Origin of the sequence: Streptomyces sp. AJS327 (assembly GCF_013450295.1) — a bacterium.
In the GTDB taxonomy this organism is placed as follows: Bacteria; Actinomycetota; Actinomycetes; order Streptomycetales; family Streptomycetaceae; genus Streptomyces.
Genome location: NZ_SKBR01000007.1, coordinates 23,646 through 42,630, shown reverse-complemented (window position 1 = coordinate 42,630; position 18,985 = coordinate 23,646). Strand labels below are relative to the sequence as shown.

Sequence of the window (18,985 nt, the reverse complement as noted above, 5' to 3'; positions counted from 1 at the left end):
CGACTCAGAGTACAGAACGGTGCCCGACGGTCAAGGAGCGTACGTCCCCCACAGAACGCTCCTGACATCCCGTCACTAAGAGGAGCACCGAATGGACACGCACAAGGCCGAACGCGCCGCGCTGTACGTCGCCGTGGGGGTCATCATCGCCCTGACCGCCGGAGCCTTCTGGCTCTCGTACGCGCACCTGGCCGACGTCGCCGGTACGTACGGCCTGGGGTCTTCGCCCGTCCGCCGCTGGGCCTGGCCCGGCACCCTGGATCTGTTCATCGTCGCCGGGGAGGTCCTGATGTTCCGGGCCGCCCTCCGTCAGCAGACCGACCCCTGGGCCATCGGCTTGACCGTCGCGGGCTCCCTGGGCTCCATCGCCCTGAACGTCGCCGGGGTCGGCACCCAGGCCGCAACCCTGGACTACGTGGTGGCTGCCGTCCCGCCGACGGCCGCCCTCCTGGCTTTCGGTGCGCTCATGCGCCAGGTTCACGTGATGGTCACCGCCCCGGCGAAGGCGAAGGCTCCGGCCCCCGGGGTGGTCGCCATGGACGCCCCGGCCCAGAACGCCCAGTACGTCGTGGCCCAGCGGAACGAGGAGCCCGCGGAACGCATGGCCACCCTGGACGACCAGCCGGACACGGAGGCGGACACGACGCCGGACACGGAGCTGGAGGGCGTGGCCACCGACGCCGATTCGGCGGACACGGAGCCGGACACCACGAAGGAGACGGACGACGCTCCGGACAACGTGGTGGACATGGTCAAGCCCTCCCCGCGCAAGGCGGCCAGCCGTGGCCGGACACTGGAGGAGATCCTGGCGGCCGTCCGCTTCCTGGAGGACTCCGGTCAGAGCGTCAACGGCACCACCTACGCGGCGCACGTCGGCGGGATCAGCACCCGCACCGGTCGCCGGGACCTGTCGAGAGTCGGCATCACGACAGCCGCCTGACGGCCGACCCCACACCTGGGCCCCTGCCCTCCCTTCGCGGGACGGTAGGGGCCCTTTTTCGTGTCTCCCTACCGGGAGGCCCAGCCGGTCACCGGAGGACGCTCTCCGGCGTCCCTGACGTACGACACGACGTCCAGGAGACGTTCCGCCTCCGGGTCGTCCAGGTCCGTGGACCGCACGCCCAGAGCCGGGATCAGTCCCTCCGTGATCTCCCCCGTGTCGTAGAACCGGCGGATGGGCTCCCCGAACTTGGGTTCCAGGTACGGCCGGACGCGTTCGCGCGCTTCCGCGTCGCTCAGGTTGGGCGCCCCGTCGTTCTCGACTTCGGTTCGGATGTTGTCTGTGCGTCGATGATCCGTCACGGACAGCAGCGTACGGACACGGTGGCCCGGCCAGTGGCCACTTTCCGGACACAACGAAAGCCCCCGTGTCCGGACGCTGGGGGTGTCCGGCCACAGGGGCGGCCAAGGTGGTCACGTCGCCGGGGCCCCCGGACAGGTGACCAGACGCGGGTCTGGAGTCATCACGCCACCGTGGCCCGCACGATCAGTGTTCCAATGTGGCCGTCGTACGGAGCATCGATCACCCTGGCCGACGCGCTGGCGAACCCGGCCCCGGTCAGCAGCCGCTCCCACACCGGGGGCCGGAAGCTGTAGCGGTAGGTGAACATGGCCTTCCCCCCGAACCCGCCTTTGTACATGCCCTGTGGGCCGTAGGCGCCCGGGATAGCGGGAGGCTGGGAGAACACGAACACGCCGCCGGGGTTGAGCCGGGCCTGTACGAGCGGGAAGAGGCGCCCGGGGTCCGCGAACCACGCCGCCCCGAACTTCGAAAACACGGCGTCGTACGTGTCCGTGTGTTTCGCCAGGTACTCCAGGACGTCCCCGTGAGCGAACGTGGCGCCGGTCGCACTCCACCGCTCCCGGGTCTTCTTGACCATGACCGGGGACAGGTCTACGCCATGAGCCTTGACACCCCTGCTGTCCAGATACGCCAGCGCCCGGCCAGTGCCGCAACCGATCTCCAACACGGTCGACGGGTCGCCCAGTAGCTCCGGCCCCGGTCCGTGCCCTACGTACTGGGTCCAGTTGAACGTGGGTTCGGCGTCCTCCTTGAACGCGGACTCCGCGTAGGCGTCCCAGAGTTCGGTCTCTGCGGCAAGGTCATGGGGTACGGGCATGGCGTCCTCTGTCGATGGTCGTACGGCGCGGCGCCCCTACCCTCATGGAGAGGGCAGGGGCACCGTAGCGGTTGAGTGGGGCGAACCGTAGCGGTTCAGTGACTGTCGGGTGACTTGTTGTCGCACGGAGAGCAGTCCGCCCCGTCGATGGCCCACAGTTCCTCATCGACGGGCCAGCCGTCCGAGCGGAGGAAGTCCGCCGTACGGATGCACAGGCCGTCTCCCCGGCGCTCGATGAACGGCGCGTGATGCCGGTACGCCCCGCCGTTGTACAGGTCGCACATGGCGAAGTAGACCGGCGTGTCCAGGATGAGCTGGTGGACGCCGATGTCCACCAGCTTGCCCACGCCCAGGTGAACGTCCTTGTGCTCCATGGTCGCCACGGTGTAGGCCACGGCCTGGCCCATGATCCGTTCCGCCATGTCGCGAACCATGGTGTTGTCCCGGAGGAGGAGCGCCACCTCCCGATCCCAGATGGACATCCCGCTGTCCAGGACGTTGATGGTCAGGTGCTGGAGGTGAGGCTCCACGGCGTTGAGCAACGCCTTCGGGTCTCGGGTTCGGGTGGTGGTCACGGAACTTTCAAGGGTGAGCGTCATCGTGTCCCCTTCGCTGGCTGTCGTTCCGGTGTTCCTGTCGGCCCGCCCCATCGGGTGAGGAGGGTTGTGCCCCCACTGGGCCGTTCACGGGGGATGGATCACCCAGTGGGGGCCGTTCCGCCGACACCGTTCCTCACGACGTGGGCGGAGTCTGTGGTCCCCCGTCGATTGGGGGCTGGTTCCTCCGGTACATCCGGTCCAGGAGGGCGGCCCGCTTCTGGGCCTGGCTCCGGGCGGCGGCGTCGTCCTTCGCGGAGACGCTGGTCCCCTGGGCGTTGCCGCGCGGCTTCCGTGACTTCTGCATGCTCAACGCCCCACCTTCTCCGGTGCGTTGGCTCCCGGGTGGTTCTCCTCCAGATGACGCTCCAGAAGGACCACGGCGTCCGTGTACTTCGACATGTCGTAGACCTCCGATGCGTCGGCCTTCATGGTCTGGAGGGAGCGGCACGTCTCGCACTCCGGTTGGATGCTCACAGGGCCATCCCCCTCCGACGCCTGAGCTTGACCTCCTGGGCCCGCTTCACGGCCTCTCGGAGGATGGCCCGGCACTCCGGCCGCCCGCACCGGCACGGTGGATACGCCATCGACCCTGGCGGGATGTCGGCGGCATCCACCACTTCCTGGAGGGTTTGTCGCGTACGCTCCTGCATGGCTGCCTGGCTCCTTCAGGTGGTCCATGCCCCCGGCCGGTTCGCCCCGGCGCGGGGGTGCTTTCCGTTCTCAACGAGAGTCTTCACCCGATGTGCAATCGCGTCTGGTGACTGGATGGTGACTGGGTGGTGACGGGTAGCCTGGACCACATGGAAGTCACCGGGGAGTTCACGGAAACCGTGCGGTCAGCTCTGAAGAATCGACGCATGTCGATCCGTTCCGCCGCGCGGGCTCTCCACTACGACCACGCCTATCTGTCCCGGGTCCTGTCCGGGAAACAGCCCCCGTCGCTCCAACTGGCCGGAGCACTGGATCAGTTGCTGACGCTGGGCGACAAGCTGACGAAGATGGTCCTGGACATGGCGGAGGAAGAGGCGGAGCGCGTGACGCGCGCCATCGCCAACCCGTCACGGGTCGACGGTCAGACAGTCAAGGCTCTGGCTGGCGTTCTGGCCGCCCAGCGCAGACTGGACGACGTCATGGGGCCAGCCCCGCTCATCACCCCCGCGGAGGCCCAAATGGACACAGTGCTGGGCCTGTTGAAGGAGACACGGGGACCGCACCGGGCGGCCCTGGTCGAAGTAGCGGCGGAGTCCGTGCAGTTCTCCGGTTGGTTGCACGCGTCGGCCCGCAACGATGACCGGGCCGTCCGGTTCCTTCAGGAGGCCACAGAGCTGGCCGACGAAGCGGAGAGCGGCACCCTGGCCGCCCAGGCATGCAACTTCAGGGGGTACATCGCCAGGCAGCAAGGGAGCCCCAGGGCCATGGTCCGGTGGTTCGGCGCCGCGTACCACACGCCCGGCGCGCACCCGGCCCAGCGGATGGGGGACGCTGCCCAGGTAGCCCAGGGCCTGGGAGAGTTGGGGCAGACGGACGACGCCCGGCGCCTACTGGAACAAGCGCTGGACTTGGAGGACGCCGCCCAGGACCAGCCACCGGGGACCGCGTACTGGTTGACGCCCACGTTCCAGCGGTTGAACCTGGGCCTGGCACACCTGGGCCTGAAGGAGTACGACGTGGCGGCCGAACACATCCGGTCTGGGCTCCAGGGCCTGCCCCCTGAGCAACAAGGGGCGGAGTGGACGAAGGAGCACCGGGACGCGCTGGCGGAGGCGGAGGCGAACCGCTGAAGGCCGGAACGACGAAGGGCCCCGCCTCCCGAAGGAGAACAGGGCCCAGGGCCGCAGACTACTTCCAGTCAACCACCGTGATCGGGGCGTCCGACGCTCCGTCGATGCCGTTGGCCACGTACGTCTTCACGTCCGCCCGGATGGCATCCGCCTTGTCCTCCACCCCATACGCCAGGGACCACTCCTCCCGGTCCACCTCCACCGTGATCTCCACGCGGACCTTCATCTTCCGCCCCTCCGCCATGACCCTGAACCCCTTCAGCCGTTCGTCTTCGCGTACTTCGTAAGCACGTCGGCCCGGTTTCGGATCTCGCACGTGTACCCCTGGGCCTCCACCACACGGACAGTGGAGTGAAGGAAGCGAAGGGAGTTCAGCGCCTTCTCCGCGCTCTCCCGCTTCTCCGACCAGCGGGCGATGGAGTACGAGTACCGGGGGCCGGATACCAGCTCCTGAGCCCTCCGCTTCTGCTCCACTGCCCAGGTGTAGACCCGCGTCTTGGAATTCCGGCTGGACACAGTGCCGTCTTCGTGAACAAACGTGGTCTTCCGGGTCATCGTGGTCTCCCCTCCACCCCGCCGCACCTTGCGGCGAGAGGTCCAGTATGTAGACATGAACCCGCGTCGGTCAACTCTCGATACGAGAAAAGGGCCCCACCTCCGAAGAGACAGGGCCCCAGTCCGGAACATGTTCCGGACTTGCACTCAGAACATCAGGTACTGACCCGGGTTCTGGTCCGGGTCGTCGGTTACCTCCGACTCCGCCGTCTGGTCTGCTGACGCCAGGAGGGCATGGGCCAGCTCCCGCGCCAGGCCCGGCGGGAGACACGCGGTCTCCGTGGAGGAGCTACCGGCCCCGTCGTCCCGGGCCGTCTCCAGGATCACGACGGCCCCGCCCGTGCGATGCACCGACGCGTACGCCGTGGCGCTGGTCTTCACCACCCTGTAGTGGGGCCTCACAGGATCTCACCCACCAGGAAGCGGGCCAGCTCCAGCGTGTCCCCCAGGGAGGCGTCGGGACCTGCCAACACGCGGGCCCGGATGAAAGCCGTCAGTCGCTCCTCCGGGGTCGGCCAGGACATGGGGTGGTCCGGGTGCTCCCGCTCCTCCTGGGCTCCCAGCTCCTCCTCCAGGTCGGCCACGTCCTCCCCGTCCGCCAGGAAGGAAGTCAGGGTGATAGCGCGGGCCACCCGACGGGCCGTGTCCGGATTCAGGCAGATGTCCACCGGCCGCTCCCCGTCCGACTCAGCGATGACGATGGACACCATGTCGTCATCCCGGTGGACGCTCAGCTCTGCGGAGTCGTCCAGGTCGTCCACGAAAGCGGTGAAGTCGTCGTTCATGGTCAGCTCCAGACGCTGGTACGGGCGGAGGTGAAGCGCGTGAAGTCGCGGTCCACGGTGTATTTCAGGGTGCGCGGGGATTCGCGACGGTCGGCGGCGTCCGCCTGGTCCTCCAGCCACTGAGCCAGGGCCCGCGCATCGGCCGGGGTGATCTGGGCCCGGTCCGCCGGAACCGCCAGGCTGATGACGCCCGGCTCCTGTTCGGAGGTCCAGGCCCGTACACGCCCGGTCGTGCCGCTGATGTCGGCCCGGACTTCGCGCGTCTGTCGGAAGGTCACGGTGGTCTCCCCTCTTGGATACCGGGCTCATCCCGGCACGCCGGAAGGCCCCACCCTCCGAAGAGGACAGGGCCAGCGGCGGGGGTCAGTCGTAGGGGTCGAAGAGGTCCGCCACAGTGCCGGGCTCTTCGGCGGGCTCCGTCTCGCACACGAAGCCGTTCGGGAGTCGGATGTCCAGGTCCGACAGGGCGTGTGTCTCCACGATGCCCAGGACCGGGGCCTCTCCGTTGTCCAGGCCGTCCAGGCTGGGGAAAACTCTCTTGCTCATCAGGGGCTCCTCTCGCCGGTCGGTCCGGCTCACCTGGTCTCTGTGGGGGCCGTACGGTCCAGAGCCCAATCCGCCAGGGACTGGTCCGACTTGGCCGCGTTGCACTGACGGCAGACGCCGACCAGGTTCGACTCCACGTCCCGGCCTCCGGCGCTCACCGGGTGGACGTGGTCAAGCTCCTCCGCCGGGCCCAGGCAGTACGCACAGCCGGACCAGCGGGCCAGGACTGTGCCCCGGTCGTAGGGGTCGGGTCGTGCCATGGGCTGGGCCCGGGGACGCGGAGGGAGTGGGCGTCGGGCCCACCCGCTCCGCCTCCTCCGGGGCGCCGTCATCGGGCGATGATTCCCAGCGTGATGGCCTTCGTTCGGGGCATGCGGACCGTGGAAACGGTCTGTCCCCGGGCGTCCAGGGTGGTGAACTCCGTCAGGTCGGCGGCCAGGCGCCGAGTCTTCACCGTGTACTCCATCGGTCTCCCCTCCAGGGACGCCGGTCGGTCCGGCTCACCTGGTCTCTGTGGGGGCCGTACGGTGCGGGCCGGGCCCCGAAGGACCCGACCCAGGACCGGTTCAGCTCTGGGCGCGTCGGCCCAGGAAGTGGAAGCGGTCCAGAGACGGGACCTCCCAGAGCGGGGCGGAGTAGTCGACCCCGGCGGCAGGGCCGACGGGGGAGCCCTTCGTGGTCTTCACGTCGAAGGAGCCGGGGCCCTGGTCGATGCCGGAGACGATGGCGTGGCCCACGTCGAACACGTCGGAGTCCGCCGGGATCTGGGCGTCCCCGAAAAGGCGGAGGTACGTGTACGCCTCCGGTGCCTCCGGGACGGGGAACTCCACGGTCTCCCCCTCCACCAGGCCCAGCTCTGCCGCGCGGTACCCGGGAAGATAGATCTCCGCAATGTCGCCTTCGGAGTTGAACGCCTGGAGCATCACATCCACGTGTTCGGGACCGTCGAAGAACTTCGCCCGGACGTAGTCGCCGGACTCCACGGCCTCCTTCACGGTCTCCTCCGCCGGGGTCAGGCGGCCCGCCGTGCGGGTCGGGTACTCACGGTCCCCGAAGAGCTTCCGGAGCTTGTCCAGGGCCTCCTTCCGGCGGGCCCGGACGGACGCCCGGCTGATCCCCAGGAGGTCCGCCAGGTCGTCGTCCGTGGTGCGGTCGGTGGAGAACCCGAACCGCTCTTCCGGCATGGAGCTGGAGCCCGCCGCGCGGCCCTCCGTGATGCCGTGGACGTACTGACCCGGGGTCTGGTCGATGCCGAAGGAGAGGGCAACCACGGCCACCTGGCGGTCAGTCAGGGTCTCCAGCATCTCCTCTACCAGAGCCCGCTTCGACTGGCGCACACCCCGGGCGCGGACCTGGTCGTCCGTCAGGATCATGGTCTCCGGGTCACCGTGGCCGTTCGGGTCGATGACAGAGCCGCCGAACTCCTCCCCGTTCTCGTCCTCTTCCTCCAGGGACTGAGTGCCCAGGTGGACCAGGTCGTGGGCCGCCAGGAACCGGTCCTCCGACCATGCGTGCTTGCCCGGGAGGTTCATAAGGGCCGACTTCATCCGGTCGTGGACCTCACCATCCCGGACCAACTCCCCGCCCTGGCTCCGCTCTTCGCGGATCTCTCCGTGGATGCGTCCGGCCACGCGGTTGTACTCCGCGTACATGTCCCCGTCCATCGTTCCCCCGGAGCGGCTGGCGAAGTGGTGGTTCCGCACGTCCTGACGGATGCGGGGGTTCAGGTATGTGGTCAGGGCCGCTTTCGCCCCGACCTTGTACCCGCCCAGGTGGACCATCAGGGAGAGGGCGCCCTCCCCTTCCAGCTCCACCAGGTCCTGGCTGTTCTCCGCGAACTCCGCAGCGATGGCGCGGAGCATCGGGCGGACGCTTTCGTAAACGGTGGTCTGGGCTGCGTCGTCACCGGACTGAGCGGCCTGGATCGTGGCGGCAGACAGCTTGCTCATTGGGGGTGCTCCCTTGAGGTGGAGCCCCGCCTCTCGAACACCCGTTCGAATCGAAGGGCGGAGTTATGGCAGGGGCAGAGGGGCCGGAACATGTTCCGGGGTCACTGAGGGGTAATCAGGCGTGCGTCATCGCCACGCGGCCCACTTGGAGCCGCGCGTCACGCGCTGGACAGGGGGGGGATTCACTCGGCCCGCTCGGAGCGGGGAATGGGGCACCAAGCGACCACCCCGCCGGGGCCGCGCGAACCGTGGAGTGAGTAGGACAGGGGCCGCCGGTTACCGGGCCCTGACTGGGGATGAGATGTGAAGACCCCGGTGCACACACGGGGGTTGGGCAGTAACGCGCTCTCCGGTGAACTGGAGCGCAAGGGCTTCCCGGTTCCTCTGGCGGGTCGAACGCCTAGGAGGGGGAAGCGAATGTATGGAGGTCACGGGCCCGGCCACGCTTGACAATCCAGGAAGGCATGGGCTCATCACCTCTCTTTCAAAGGCGTTGTCACGGCGAGTTGTTCACCGTTGAACGGAGTACAGCATGAACCCGCGACGGTCGCAAGGACACGGAAATATCCCATGCCCTTCACAGAGACATCACACTGATGGGCAGCCACACACACTTCGTCCAGGTCAGGGCCCGGCCCCCAACCCGAAGGGAGACGGCCGTCTCACGCTTCGATACACCGGGGCCCGTGACACCGTGATCCGAACGTGACCTATTTCAGCAGCACATGACGGGAAATCACTTCACATGCCACTCCGGCGGGAGCTTGTAACCATTCGCCCAGGACTTCCCATACACGTCGGCGTCAGTGCTGATGGGCACGCCGTACAGCTCCATCTGGACCGTGCGGGCCACCTCCTGGGCCACCTCCCCCACCTCCGACTCCGGGGCAGTGCCAATGACTTCGTCGTGAATCCAGGAGGTCAGATACGGCGTCAGGCCCTTGTCGTCCAGGTCCACCAGGGCCTGGCCCATCGTGTCCCGGGCCGTCGACTGGCAGACGTACGCCACGGCCTTGTAGAGCCGGTCACGGTCCAGAACCAGCCGACGGCCGGACGGAGTTCGGATCTCGCACCCGTTCGCCAGGGCCTGGCGCTGTAGGCCCTTGAACCACGGCTTCAGCGTCGGGTACGCCCGCATGTACCGGCGCATGACGTCGCGCATCTCCGGTTCCGGGAGGCCGGTCATCTTCGACAGGGCCGCCGGGCCGCCCTGGTACGACGCCCCCAGGCCCCCGATCTTCGCCAGGCCCCGCTGGTACTCGGTGAAGTCCTTCCCGAACATCAGCGTGGCCGTGTAGTCGTGGAGGTTCCGGCCGGAGCGGACGGCATCGCACATCGCCTGATCCCCCGACAGGGCCGCCAGGACCACCAGCTCCACGGAGGACTGGTCCACGGAGAAATACAGCTCCCCGGGGTCGGCCACGATGCAACGCCGGATCTCCCAGCCCTTCGACGGGAGTTGCTGGAGCGGCGGGTCCGAGACCGACGCCCGGCCCGTCTTGGCGCCCAGGGTGTTCGTCTTCGGGTGGACCCGGTCCTCCGCGTCCCGGTTCTCCAACATGGCCACGGCGTAGGACTTCCGCCACTTCGCGGCCCGTTTCGACCGGAGCACGGCATCCGCCAGCGGGTTGGCCTTCCGGACCCCCATCGGCTGCCACTTCCCGTCAAGGTCTGCCAGCGGGAGAAGGACCTCCTTCCCGACGGCCAGGGCCCCGGACGGTGTGGTCTCGGTCAGGGTCTCCCCCATTCCCTGAAGGGCTTCGGCTACCTGGCGCGTGGAGTTCAGGTTCTCCACGCCGTAGCGCTGGGCAACCCGTGCGTGGCGTTCGGCGTCCTCCTGGAGCCGGTCCACCAGGCCCTCCGTGTATTCCACGTCCAGGAGCATCCCCCGGCGCTCGATGCGCGCACAGATGGCCATCAGTCGGTGTTCGTACGCCACCAGCCGCTCCGGAATGCCGTGCTTCACCAGCTCCGCCTCCAGGATGGGCCGGATGCGGGAGGTCAGGATCACGTCCAGGGCCGCGTACTCCGCGTACGTGTCGTTCTCGTATGGGATGTGGCGCCAACCGGTGGCCTTCGTGTGCCCGATCTTCCGGAACTCCGCCGTCAGGCCGGACTGGGTGTCGGGGGCCGCCGGGTCGATGTACCAGGCGGACAACGGCTTCAGGGACGTGCCTACGCCCCCTTCAAAGTCCTGGCGGCTGTCGACCAGATGAGCCAGGATCTTCGTGTCAACCGTCTTTCCCTCCAACTCCTCCACCTTGACCTTCAGATGTTCGCCCAACACCAGAAGGTCGAAGGCGGCATTGTGGATGACCAGCTCCGGCACCTTCCGGACGATGTCGGCCGCGAACTCCTGGAAGGCCCGGCCCCGCTCCACCGGCACCACGAACGCCACGTCCTCCGTTCCGAACTGGACCAGCCGGAGCCCGTCCCCGCTGAAGGTGTGAAGGCCGTCGGTCTCCGTGTCCAGCGCCATGGCCCGGGGCTGGTTGTCCTTCAGCCACCGCCAGGCGTAGGCGATGTCGTCCGTGGTCTCCAGGGCGTAGCCGACCCAGGGCCGCCCGCCCAACTCCCCGCGATACGTACGCACGTCGTGTGTCTCCTCTCGGACCGAGAGGCGGACATGACGAAGGGGCCCGCTCCGGTCTCCCGGGCGGACCCCTTCAGGTCATGCGCTCATGCGCGCGGCTGACCGAACACGTCCGACTCAGACGCGTTCTGTGGGGGCCGTACGGCCTTCACGTCAGCCAGGTTGCGGAACCCGCGCTTGCCCTTCTCCGCCCCGGTCCCCTGGCCCTCCATCACGCCGGGGAAGGTGCGTACGGCGTCGTAGAACTTGTTCCGGGTCATGGTGTGCCGGATGCCGCACTCCTCCGCCCACGTCTGATACCGGGTCCACGTCTCCGCCTTCGGGACGAACGCTCCCTCCTCCACCTCGAACTCCTCCCCAATGAACCCGCTCAGCGGATGGGAGCTGTCCCGGTAGTGGGCGGTGCGCTTCTCCACGGCCTCCGGGAAGTCCAGCCCCTGGCCGTTCTCGTACTTCCGGTACCAGGCCACGGCGCCAGCCACGGCCCAGGCCGCGATTCCCTCCCGCTCCTGGCGAAGGGTCGCCTGGAGGTGGCGGTCCTCCCGGCTCCGGAAGTCTTCGTTCCAGGGCACGACCCTGACCCTCTGCCACAGGGCGGCGTCCGTCGGGTCGACTTCGGGCACGTAGTTGGTGTCGACCTGGACCAGGCACACGGGTTTGAACGTGATCTCCGTCTTCGCGTAGACCCCGCGCGCCGTGATGTTCTGGTCACCCGTGACGGCCTTCATCAGGGCCTGGTCCAGCGGCATGTTCGCGGGCCACTCGGAGGAGATGACCAGCCGCCTACCCCGAAGGCCCACGACGTCGGCCCGGGGGCCGCCGGACTCCCGGCGACGCTGGAACAGTGCGGCGTCCGCCCGCTTCGTGGCGGCCTTGAACACGTCCTCCACCGTCGCCGTGAACGTGGTCTTCCCGTTTGTCGTCGGGCCCACGTGCATGACGAAGATCCGTTCCACGCCGTACCCGGTGATGCCGTAGCCGGTCAGCTCCTGGAGGAACCCCGGCATGGAGTCGCAACCCGGGTGGCACTCCCGAAGGAACCTCTCCCAGCGCTCCGCCTTCGCCTCCGGCTTGTAGTCCACGTCGATGAAGAACGTGTTCATATCCTCCGGCCGGTGCTCCCGGAACGATCCGTCCCGGAGGTCCACCACCACGTTCCGGAAAGACATCAGGTACGGGGTCGCGTCGAACTGGTCCGCGGTCGCGTACACACCGGGGATGGACGACAGCATGTCCACCATGGCCTTCACCTTGCGCGCGTCCTGGCTGGCCGCCCAGTGCTTGTTCAGCTTGTCTTGGTCGTGGTCCTCCTCCCTCAGAATGCCCTTGATGACCGCGCGCACGTCGGCGTACAGCGCTTCCTGGGGGACCTGGGTCCAGTTCTTCCCGGTCCACTTGAACACGCCAGCGCCCGGCACCATGCGGACGTGGCCGCCAAGCTGGAGGAACAACCGCTCTGCGTTGCCCAGGTCCGTCAGGGGTAGAGCCTTCGACTTCTCCTCCTTCGGGACCTCCTGGGGATCCGGAACATGTTCCGGGGTCGGGTCCACGAGGTGCAGAGGGGCCCGCCTCACGGCCGCGTGAAGCTCTCCGGGGAAGGCGTCGGTGTCCCGGGCCCTCCAGTCCGTCAGGTCGTCCCCAGCGGCCGGAATCTCCAGCTTCCGCACCATGACCCCGGCGCGGACCAGAGCGTCCGCCAGGGCACCCGTGAAGGCCGCTCCGGCGTTGTCCCGGTCACCGGCCAGGACCACGTCCCGATCCCCAAGGCCCCTGGCCAGTTCTTCGATCAGCCCGGCGTTCCGGGCCAGTCCGGCGCCACGGACCGCCACGGCGTCGTACCCGACACCCACGGCCGTCAGCGCGTCGCCCGGCCCCTCCGTGATCAGAAGCGTGTCGAACCCGGAGTTGGCACGGAACACGCCGTACTTCGCCCAGGCCGACCCCTCCGGGGAGGTCAGGGACAACCAGCGGGACGGGCAGTGCCCGGAGAGGTCACGGCCCTGGAGCCCGCGCGGGAACCCGTCGAAGTTGTTCAGCGGCACGGTCAGCCGGGGGAACTGGCGGAAGGCCGGTCCCCGGTAGGGGAACGCGGACTCTTCGGCCGGGGAGTCGAAGCCCAGGCCCATGTCCACGGCCTTCTCCAGGCCCAGGCCGAACCGGTCGGCCACGTACGCCACGGCCTCCCGGCTCCCCGGGAACCGGATGTTGCAGTCATCCACGTACATGGCCAGGCCCGCCAGGTCACCCGGCGCCAGGCCCCCGGCCACCGGCTTCCCCGACACCTTGACCCCGTCGCCAGGAACCCAGTCGAAGAGGTCTCCCCGGCCCATGCCCAGGCCCGCCAGGATGTCGGCCTGGTCGCACCCTGCCCAGCAACGGATCAGGAGACGGCCGTCCTCCTTCAGCCGGAAGAACAGGCTGGGCCGGTGGTCGTTGTGAGCCACGCACGGGACGCCGTACTCCCCACGCTCCTCCACAACCTCCGGGAAGCGGGTCAGGAACTCAGACAAGTTCTTGTTCACTGGGGTCTCCTCACGCGAAAAGGGGGCCGAACCGCCCGGTCCCTGTCTGTGGGGGCCGTACGGTCCGCCCCCCTCGGGTTCGGGCCTGTTGTTCGCGTGCGGGCTCAGGTCACCAGGTGGCACCCTCCCTGAGCTGGCGGAGGACCTGGGCGAACGTCTCCAGGTCCATGACCACGTAGGCGTCCTTGATGTTCTTCCGGGGCGCCTTCACCACGGCCACGCCCAAGGGGAACCCGGCGTTGCGGGCCTCCTTGTTGGCCTGGGCGACGTACGCCGGGAGTCGGAACTCCTTCTCCGCCTTGCACTCCAGCACGGCGGGCCACGCGTGGAGGTCCCCGACGTCCTTCACACCGGTCTGGGCCGGGCGCGTGACGTTGTTCGGATCGCGGGGGTCCCGCCAGGGGTAGCCCGCCTCTTTCCAGTCGTCCCGGTACTGGCCCAGGACGTCGTTCAGGTAGTGCCGGACGGCCGTCTCATGGGCCGTGCCCTTGGCCTTGTTGGGGTTACTCACGTTGCGCCCTCCAGCCAAGAAACGGACGACCCGCCAGCCACGGCCGACGTGATGGCGTCCAGGTAGCGGGCCCAGTCCGGGCGCTCCTTGGCGTTGGGGAAGACGTAGATCCAGGACCCCGCCGGGAGCTGGCGCACGTCCCCAAGGGCCGGGGCCGACTCCAGGCGGATGCCCACGATGATGGCGGCCAAGGTCAGCTCCTCCCCGGGCACTGGTGGCGGGTCATGGTCTCGTCCCCCCAGTCGTGGGGGCCGTGGGGGTTTCCGTCGCTGCACGGCATGACGTCGTCTCCTCTACTCGCCGGGTGCGGGCACGACGAAGGGCCCGACCCCTCCGCAGAGGGACCGGGCCACACGGTCGTTCAGGTCACGCGGTCCGCGTGCGGGTAGGGACAACGAACTGGGATATGCCCACCAGGATGAAGCTCTCCACGAAGCCAATCGGCGGGACCGCCGGGCGGATGTCATGCCACCAGCCGATGAGCACCATGACCAGCGCGCTCTGGGTCGACAGGACACCCAGGACCAGGAGGGACGCCAAGACGAAGGTCAGGAACCTCTCCATCAGGCCGCCACCCCCGCCTTCTCCTTCATCTCCACCGGCACCGTGACCACCCAGTGCTCTGACCGGATGGTGGCGATGGCCCCCGACGTGCGTGCGATGAAGCCGGAGTATCGGCCCGTCGGGCGGGCCTTGATGACCGGAAGGACACGGCCCTTGACCAGTTCCGTGGACACGTCTACCACTTCGCCTTCCGTCATGCGCGTCAAGTTCGCCAGGCGGGCAGCCCACACGATGGTGTCTCCCACCCGGACCTCCGCCCCGGTGAAGTCGCTCACGGACCCTCGCTTCATGGCCTTCTCCTCACTCTTGACCTCCGGGCTCATCCCGGCACGCCGGAAGGCCCCACCCTCCGAAGAGGACAGGGCCTTCGACTCACGCCAGAAGCGGAAGATGCACGGAGTTCGGAGCCTCATCTCCCCAGGCGTCCCACCCCGGTCGCCCTTGCCGAGAGAAGATCTCCAGTCGGGGCCCGGGGCTGATCTTCTCGACCAGATCGAAGAATTCCGGAGGTTTCTCAGAATGGCGGCGCCTCGGCCACTGAAACCAGGACGACATGATCTTTTCATCCGGCACCATGGGTCGCCCTCGCGTGGCAAAAATGCAGTGCTCAGTGTTGGTACGCAGGTAATAGCCCATTCCAGGGCCCGGCTTACACCACGTCAGCAAGGACATAGGCGTGAACCCCCACGCTTCCACCGCTGCATAGGCATCCGCCATGAGGCGATTCACGCCCCATACCCAAAGATGAGCGCTCTCCTCTGCCACGTCAGACACCCGCATAGAGAGAATGGCATCCAGAGACATGGTCCCGTAATGACGCTCAGGCTTACCACGGTGGTATGTCGATCGTTGATGCATGCTGGGCCACGGCGGGTCAGCGACTATCGTCTTGTACACGGTTCTCCTCGGTCCATACCGGAGCAGGCTCTACACCCACCCGGGGCCCGACCCTCCGAAGAGGACCGGGCCAGGGGCTCCGCTCAGAAGGGGAGGTCATCGTCCTGGACGACCTTGGACAGGGACGGGAGAACGGCGTCCACGTCCTCCGGGACGCGCCCGTGGACCTGAAGGACCGGCTTCCGGTAGCTCACGGCAATGCCGGACTTCGTGGTGAACTCCACCAGCTCCAGCTTCAGCGTGCAGAGCGCCGGGCCGCCCACGGCCTCCAGGTCGGACCACACGCGCTCGATGGACTTCATGAACTCCCAGGAGCCGGTCATGAGCCGGAACTTGCCCAGCTCCGGGTCATCCGCCAGGCGGAAGGTGATGCGCTGGTCCGGCTTCGGGCCGTATCCGGCCTTCGCGGCTGCCTTGCGCTCCGCCAGCGCTGTCGGGCAGCCACAGGGCTGGCCGAAGCGGGGGTCATCCGAGTCGATGAACTCCACCCCGTCGCATGCGTGGGTGGGTTTGCCCTGCATGCCGTACAGGGCCATGCGGAAGGTCACGGAGTCCGGGCCGTCCACGACGACCTTCACAGAGTCGCGGTCGGTCAGGATCTGGAGGCCGTCCTCCTTCGTGGTCTCCCACTCCTCCGGCGTGCCGCCGAATAGTTCGCTCACGGCCTTGGCCACCTCCGGGTCACCAGTGGTGATCCTCCACTCCGACAGGGACACGGGGCGGTTGTTGAGCTGCATACCGGCCCGGAAGCGGCCGACGAAGTCCGAACTGTGAACCTTGGGGCGGGACTCCGGGTCGGCGTCCAGGATGCGAAGGGTGCGGGCCATGGCGTGAACTCCTTGGGAGAGCGCTTGAAGCGTGAGGAGCTGAGGCCCAGTGCCTCGCTCACCCTGGTTCTGTGGGGGCCGTACGGTCGCTCTGACCTGGCCCCTGACACGCGAAAGGCCCGACCCTCCGAAGAGGGCCGGGCCTTTGGCCACGCTCTTTACCGCTCCCTTCCGCCCCGGCCCGACAGGACCAGGACGACGCCCGTCATGATGAACCCGACCGCCAGAGCGGCCATCTCAACCCAGGGGCTCACCAACAGGCCCTCCGCTGGGTGCCGGTGACCAGCTCCCCGCCGGAGGCCACAGGGTGCCCAATCACGCCCTTCTTCAGCTCCCGCTCCCAGTCGAAGAGGGCCCGGAGGTGGAGGAAGGTCTGGAACATCTCCGGGGAATGCTTCACCGGGACCAGCTTCCAGGCTTCCGGCCGGACGTGGAGGACGGCAGCCGCATCGATCCGCGGAAGGGCCACGCTCTCCCCGGTCTCCCCCAGGACGATGCGGTCCGCGTTCGCGTACGCCGCCAGCTGGAGGGCCACCTCTTCGTGAACGCCGGAGCGGGTGGTCTTCCAGTCGATGATGACCGTCTCCTCCCCGATCTTGGCGATGGCGTCGAACGACCCCGCGTAGTTGTGGGTGTCGCTCCAGACGGCGTCCTCCAGGAACAGGAACTCCGGCTGGATCTCGTCCAGGAACTCACCGAAGTGGTTCGCGTACCGCTGAAGGTCCGGATGGACCCGGCCCATCCCCTGGCCCCGCGCCATGCGTTCGAAGATGTCGTGAGCGGCCGACCCGGTCTCCCCGGCCTGGGCCGTGAACCGCCGGGGCGCGTTCTTCAGGTAGTCGATGGCCCCGGCCTTGTCGTTCATCGCCAGGCCGACGACGGCGCCCATGTTCTCCACCGCCGACTCCGCCACCATCTTGGCGGCCCAGAACTGGAGGAACCCCTTCGGGAGCATGCCCACGACGGAGGTCACGCCCGGCGCCTTCGCCCCGGTCTCCGAATCGACGTAGAAGCGGGAGTCCCCGCGCTTGATGGTGTTGAGTGATCCCACTGTGAACCCTTCGCCAGCGACCCCGCCGGGGCCGAGCGTTCTCTCTGTCCACCGGGTTCTGTGGGGGCTGTACGGCTCTCCCAGGCGGAAGCGAACTTCCTGCTTCTCACCCCTTCTTTCCTTGATGCGTCCTAGAGAAGAAGGAGACAGAAGCAGGAAGTTTGCTTCCAGATATGACGAAGGCCCCCGCTCCGTGATGGAACAGGGGCCTTCGGTGAGGGTGCGGCCTGGCGTCAGTCCAAGCTGTCCAGTTCGGTCAGGAGCTGATCCGTCTTGCCCTTCGCGTCCTCCAGCTCCCGGCGGAAGGTCTTGCGCTGGGCCGGGGTCATCGCCCGGAGGGACGCCAGGGAGTACACGGACAGCCCGGCGTCAATGCGCTTGATGAGCTGGACCAGTTGCTGGCCGGTCGCCTTCCCTGCCGTGGCGGCCGACGCCATCTCTTCCGCCGACGACCCCACCTCCTCCAGGGCCTTGGCGGACTTCGCAGTGAGGGCCTGGCGCTGGCCACGGGTCAGGGCCTGAATGCCGAAGTGCTCCCAGTCCTTCGCGGGGACCACCTCCCGCTTCACGTTCTCCACGTGATGACGGATGCTGCGCTTCGTGGTGTCTGCGTCCGGTCCCTCCACCCCGGCGTCCCGGTAGACCAGTTCTGCCAGGGCCACGTACTCCACGCTCTCCCCGTTCCAGTCGGTCCGGCGGCCCCGGGAGCCCGGCTGGTTGAAGTGTGCGCGGAGGTCCACCAGCTTCTGGGCCACGGCCTTCAGGACCTCTGTCCGACGGCCTTCGATCCGGGCAAGCTCCTGAAGCTGGACCTTCGCTTCCTGGTAGTCGGCGGCCACGTCGGGGTCCGCCAGGGCCCGCTCCGCGTCCGGGTCGATGTGCTCCGTGACCACCTTGCCGGACAGGACCTGCGGAGTCCCGTCGGGCATGGCCGCTTTCTTGGCCGGTGTCCGGCTGGATGCCTTCTTCGTGGTCGTCCGCTTCGTGGCCGCCTTCGTGGCCGCCCCCGTGGCCTTCTTCGCCGTGGCCATACCGTGGCCCTCCCTGTCAACGGTCTGTGAACTCATGGTGACACACACCGCAGATCACCGGTCCCATAGCCGCCACCCTGGGGCCCATTTGTAGCGTGCGGTCGCATGAGCACTTGAGGTAGACACGGTTCTTGGCGGGAGCGTGCGGCACGGCCAAGTCGACCAAGTCTGCGCTGGCCTGGTCAATGGCCGCTTCCAGCGCGGCCACGTGCTGCCCCATGTCCGCCATGGCCGTGTCCGTGACCGGCACTGGGGAGAACCCCCGGACACTGTCCGGCTTCTGTCCGTCCGGCCAGTGTCCGCCCAGCTCTGTGGCCATGGTCGCGAATCGCTTGTTATGCCGACGGCCCCTGTTCGACGTCTCGGAGACGCCCCGGACACGGCACAGGGCGTGAGTGGCCACGTGAATGACGTGCTCCACTACGGCCTTCGCGCCTTCCCGTACTGTGTCCACGTGGACGGCCAGCTCCGGCGGAGTCGGGACGCCGTGAATCTTTCCGTCAGCGTCCGGCCACCGGAGGTCATGGGGCGCGCCCGTGGTATCGATGACCACGGACACCTCCGGAAGGTCTCTGTGGCGCTCTCGGAGCGCGTCCCATGCAGTCGCCACGGCAGCAATGATCATCGACAGATCGGCCATGCGCTGCACTGTAG

General features: G+C 67.9%; 27 protein-coding genes. 2 read left to right on the top strand and 25 right to left on the bottom strand.

Features of this window, described 5'->3' with window-relative positions:
* Positions 1–91 precede the first annotated feature (91 nt).
* Positions 92–940: a DUF2637 domain-containing protein gene (locus tag E0L36_RS28115; RefSeq protein WP_180931910.1), complete on the top strand. Its 849-nt coding sequence runs from the start codon at positions 92–94 to the stop codon at positions 938–940.
* Between the two features lie 68 nt (positions 941–1,008).
* On the opposite strand, the gene E0L36_RS26700 is transcribed toward E0L36_RS28115, so the two are convergent.
* From E0L36_RS26700 to E0L36_RS26680, 5 genes are all read right to left on the bottom strand, one after another.
* Positions 1,009–1,302 carry a hypothetical protein gene (locus tag E0L36_RS26700; RefSeq protein WP_180931909.1) on the bottom strand — a complete coding sequence of 98 codons (294 nt, stop codon included), beginning with the start codon at positions 1,300–1,302 and terminating at the stop codon, positions 1,009–1,011.
* A gap of 161 nt (positions 1,303–1,463) precedes the next feature.
* Positions 1,464–2,120 carry a bifunctional 2-polyprenyl-6-hydroxyphenol methylase/3-demethylubiquinol 3-O-methyltransferase UbiG gene (locus E0L36_RS26695; protein ID WP_180931908.1) on the bottom strand — a complete coding sequence of 219 codons (657 nt, stop codon included), beginning with the start codon at positions 2,118–2,120 and terminating at the stop codon, positions 1,464–1,466.
* 95 nt (positions 2,121–2,215) lie between these two features.
* Positions 2,216–2,719: a hypothetical protein gene (locus E0L36_RS26690; RefSeq protein WP_180931907.1), complete on the bottom strand. Its 504-nt coding sequence runs from the start codon at positions 2,717–2,719 to the stop codon at positions 2,216–2,218.
* 133 nt (positions 2,720–2,852) lie between these two features.
* Positions 2,853–3,023, bottom strand: coding sequence for a hypothetical protein (locus tag E0L36_RS26685; protein ID WP_180931906.1), 171 nt, complete (start codon positions 3,021–3,023; stop codon positions 2,853–2,855).
* Between the two features lie 2 nt (positions 3,024–3,025).
* Complete coding sequence (locus E0L36_RS26680; protein WP_180931905.1) at positions 3,026–3,193, bottom strand: hypothetical protein; 168 nt, start codon at positions 3,191–3,193, stop codon at positions 3,026–3,028.
* A 383-nt stretch (positions 3,194–3,576) separates the two neighbouring features.
* Between E0L36_RS26680 and E0L36_RS26675 the strand changes: the two genes are divergently transcribed.
* Complete coding sequence (locus E0L36_RS26675) at positions 3,577–4,500, top strand: hypothetical protein (RefSeq protein ID WP_180931904.1); 924 nt, start codon at positions 3,577–3,579, stop codon at positions 4,498–4,500.
* A gap of 58 nt (positions 4,501–4,558) precedes the next feature.
* On the opposite strand, the gene E0L36_RS26670 is transcribed toward E0L36_RS26675, so the two are convergent.
* From E0L36_RS26670 to E0L36_RS26580, 20 genes are all read right to left on the bottom strand, one after another.
* A complete protein-coding gene (locus E0L36_RS26670; RefSeq protein WP_180931903.1) occupies positions 4,559–4,744 on the bottom strand; it encodes a hypothetical protein in 186 nt (61 codons plus the stop codon).
* Positions 4,745–4,758: 14 nt separating this feature from the next.
* Entirely contained in the window at positions 4,759–5,016 is a 258-nt protein-coding gene (locus tag E0L36_RS26665; RefSeq protein WP_180931902.1) for a hypothetical protein, read from the bottom strand.
* Between the two features lie 186 nt (positions 5,017–5,202).
* Positions 5,203–5,436 (bottom strand): hypothetical protein, encoded by a 234-nt coding sequence (locus tag E0L36_RS26660; protein ID WP_219637144.1) that lies wholly within the window; start codon positions 5,434–5,436, stop codon positions 5,203–5,205.
* A gap of 17 nt (positions 5,437–5,453) precedes the next feature.
* Entirely contained in the window at positions 5,454–5,840 is a 387-nt protein-coding gene (locus tag E0L36_RS26655; protein WP_180931900.1) for a hypothetical protein, read from the bottom strand.
* Between the two features lie 2 nt (positions 5,841–5,842).
* Positions 5,843–6,118 carry a hypothetical protein gene (locus E0L36_RS26650; protein WP_180931899.1) on the bottom strand — a complete coding sequence of 92 codons (276 nt, stop codon included), beginning with the start codon at positions 6,116–6,118 and terminating at the stop codon, positions 5,843–5,845.
* An 85-nt stretch (positions 6,119–6,203) separates the two neighbouring features.
* Positions 6,204–6,386: a hypothetical protein gene (locus tag E0L36_RS26645; protein ID WP_180931898.1), complete on the bottom strand. Its 183-nt coding sequence runs from the start codon at positions 6,384–6,386 to the stop codon at positions 6,204–6,206.
* A gap of 29 nt (positions 6,387–6,415) precedes the next feature.
* Positions 6,416–6,646 carry an HNH endonuclease gene (locus E0L36_RS26640; protein WP_180931897.1) on the bottom strand — a complete coding sequence of 77 codons (231 nt, stop codon included), beginning with the start codon at positions 6,644–6,646 and terminating at the stop codon, positions 6,416–6,418.
* 68 nt (positions 6,647–6,714) lie between these two features.
* Positions 6,715–6,840: a hypothetical protein gene (locus tag E0L36_RS28110; protein ID WP_258016638.1), complete on the bottom strand. Its 126-nt coding sequence runs from the start codon at positions 6,838–6,840 to the stop codon at positions 6,715–6,717.
* Positions 6,841–6,952: 112 nt separating this feature from the next.
* Positions 6,953–8,335: a sigma-70 family RNA polymerase sigma factor gene (locus E0L36_RS26635; RefSeq protein WP_180931896.1), complete on the bottom strand. Its 1,383-nt coding sequence runs from the start codon at positions 8,333–8,335 to the stop codon at positions 6,953–6,955.
* Between the two features lie 736 nt (positions 8,336–9,071).
* A complete protein-coding gene (locus tag E0L36_RS26630) occupies positions 9,072–10,928 on the bottom strand; it encodes a DNA polymerase (protein WP_180931895.1) in 1,857 nt (618 codons plus the stop codon).
* Between the two features lie 86 nt (positions 10,929–11,014).
* The gene (locus E0L36_RS26625) at positions 11,015–13,450 is read right to left on the bottom strand and encodes a phage/plasmid primase, P4 family (protein ID WP_180931894.1); all 2,436 of its coding nucleotides are present in this window, start codon (positions 13,448–13,450) and stop codon (positions 11,015–11,017) included.
* Between the two features lie 109 nt (positions 13,451–13,559).
* A complete protein-coding gene (locus tag E0L36_RS26620) occupies positions 13,560–13,961 on the bottom strand; it encodes a hypothetical protein (protein WP_180931893.1) in 402 nt (133 codons plus the stop codon).
* On the bottom strand, positions 13,958–14,152 hold the full coding sequence (locus tag E0L36_RS26615; protein WP_219637143.1) for a hypothetical protein: 195 nt from the start codon (positions 14,150–14,152) through the stop codon (positions 13,958–13,960). The genes E0L36_RS26620 and E0L36_RS26615 overlap by 4 nt, the downstream gene beginning before the upstream one ends.
* Positions 14,153–14,327: 175 nt before the next feature.
* Positions 14,328–14,525, bottom strand: coding sequence for a hypothetical protein (locus E0L36_RS26610; protein WP_180931892.1), 198 nt, complete (start codon positions 14,523–14,525; stop codon positions 14,328–14,330).
* The gene (locus E0L36_RS26605) at positions 14,525–14,800 is read right to left on the bottom strand and encodes a hypothetical protein (protein WP_308416958.1); all 276 of its coding nucleotides are present in this window, start codon (positions 14,798–14,800) and stop codon (positions 14,525–14,527) included. The genes E0L36_RS26610 and E0L36_RS26605 overlap by 1 nt, the downstream gene beginning before the upstream one ends.
* A 97-nt stretch (positions 14,801–14,897) precedes the next feature.
* Positions 14,898–15,422: an MT-A70 family methyltransferase gene (locus E0L36_RS28625; protein WP_180931890.1), complete on the bottom strand. Its 525-nt coding sequence runs from the start codon at positions 15,420–15,422 to the stop codon at positions 14,898–14,900.
* A gap of 83 nt (positions 15,423–15,505) precedes the next feature.
* Positions 15,506–16,249, bottom strand: coding sequence for a hypothetical protein (locus tag E0L36_RS26595; RefSeq protein WP_180931889.1), 744 nt, complete (start codon positions 16,247–16,249; stop codon positions 15,506–15,508).
* A 250-nt stretch (positions 16,250–16,499) separates the two neighbouring features.
* Positions 16,500–17,300, bottom strand: a complete 801-nt coding sequence (locus E0L36_RS26590) for a hypothetical protein (protein WP_180931888.1) — start codon at positions 17,298–17,300, stop codon at positions 16,500–16,502.
* A 233-nt stretch (positions 17,301–17,533) separates the two neighbouring features.
* On the bottom strand, positions 17,534–18,331 hold the full coding sequence (locus E0L36_RS26585) for a hypothetical protein (protein ID WP_180931887.1): 798 nt from the start codon (positions 18,329–18,331) through the stop codon (positions 17,534–17,536).
* 16 nt (positions 18,332–18,347) lie between these two features.
* The gene (locus E0L36_RS26580) at positions 18,348–18,971 is read right to left on the bottom strand and encodes a hypothetical protein (protein WP_180931886.1); all 624 of its coding nucleotides are present in this window, start codon (positions 18,969–18,971) and stop codon (positions 18,348–18,350) included.
* Positions 18,972–18,985: the final 14 nt, after the last annotated feature.

Bases quoted from the DNA above. Each gene is read 5' to 3' on its own strand.
- E0L36_RS28115 (WP_180931910.1), top strand. From the start codon at position 92: ATGGACACGCACAAGGCCGAACGCGCCGCGCTGTACGTCGCCGTGGGG.
- E0L36_RS26695 (WP_180931908.1), bottom strand. From the start codon at position 2,120: ATGCCCGTACCCCATGACCTTGCCGCAGAGACCGAACTCTGGGACGCC.
- E0L36_RS26690 (WP_180931907.1), bottom strand. From the start codon at position 2,719: ATGACGCTCACCCTTGAAAGTTCCGTGACCACCACCCGAACCCGAGAC.
- E0L36_RS26685 (WP_180931906.1), bottom strand. From the start codon at position 3,023: ATGCAGAAGTCACGGAAGCCGCGCGGCAACGCCCAGGGGACCAGCGTC.
- E0L36_RS26675 (WP_180931904.1), top strand. From the start codon at position 3,577: ATGTCGATCCGTTCCGCCGCGCGGGCTCTCCACTACGACCACGCCTAT.
- E0L36_RS26670 (WP_180931903.1), bottom strand. From the start codon at position 4,744: ATGGCGGAGGGGCGGAAGATGAAGGTCCGCGTGGAGATCACGGTGGAG.
- E0L36_RS26655 (WP_180931900.1), bottom strand. From the start codon at position 5,840: ATGAACGACGACTTCACCGCTTTCGTGGACGACCTGGACGACTCCGCA.
- E0L36_RS26645 (WP_180931898.1), bottom strand. From the start codon at position 6,386: ATGAGCAAGAGAGTTTTCCCCAGCCTGGACGGCCTGGACAACGGAGAG.
- E0L36_RS26640 (WP_180931897.1), bottom strand. From the start codon at position 6,646: ATGGCACGACCCGACCCCTACGACCGGGGCACAGTCCTGGCCCGCTGG.
- E0L36_RS26635 (WP_180931896.1), bottom strand. From the start codon at position 8,335: ATGAGCAAGCTGTCTGCCGCCACGATCCAGGCCGCTCAGTCCGGTGAC.
- E0L36_RS26610 (WP_180931892.1), bottom strand. From the start codon at position 14,525: ATGGAGAGGTTCCTGACCTTCGTCTTGGCGTCCCTCCTGGTCCTGGGT.
- E0L36_RS26595 (WP_180931889.1), bottom strand. From the start codon at position 16,249: ATGGCCCGCACCCTTCGCATCCTGGACGCCGACCCGGAGTCCCGCCCC.
- E0L36_RS26585 (WP_180931887.1), bottom strand. From the start codon at position 18,331: ATGGCCACGGCGAAGAAGGCCACGGGGGCGGCCACGAAGGCGGCCACG.
- E0L36_RS26580 (WP_180931886.1), bottom strand. From the start codon at position 18,971: ATGGCCGATCTGTCGATGATCATTGCTGCCGTGGCGACTGCATGGGAC.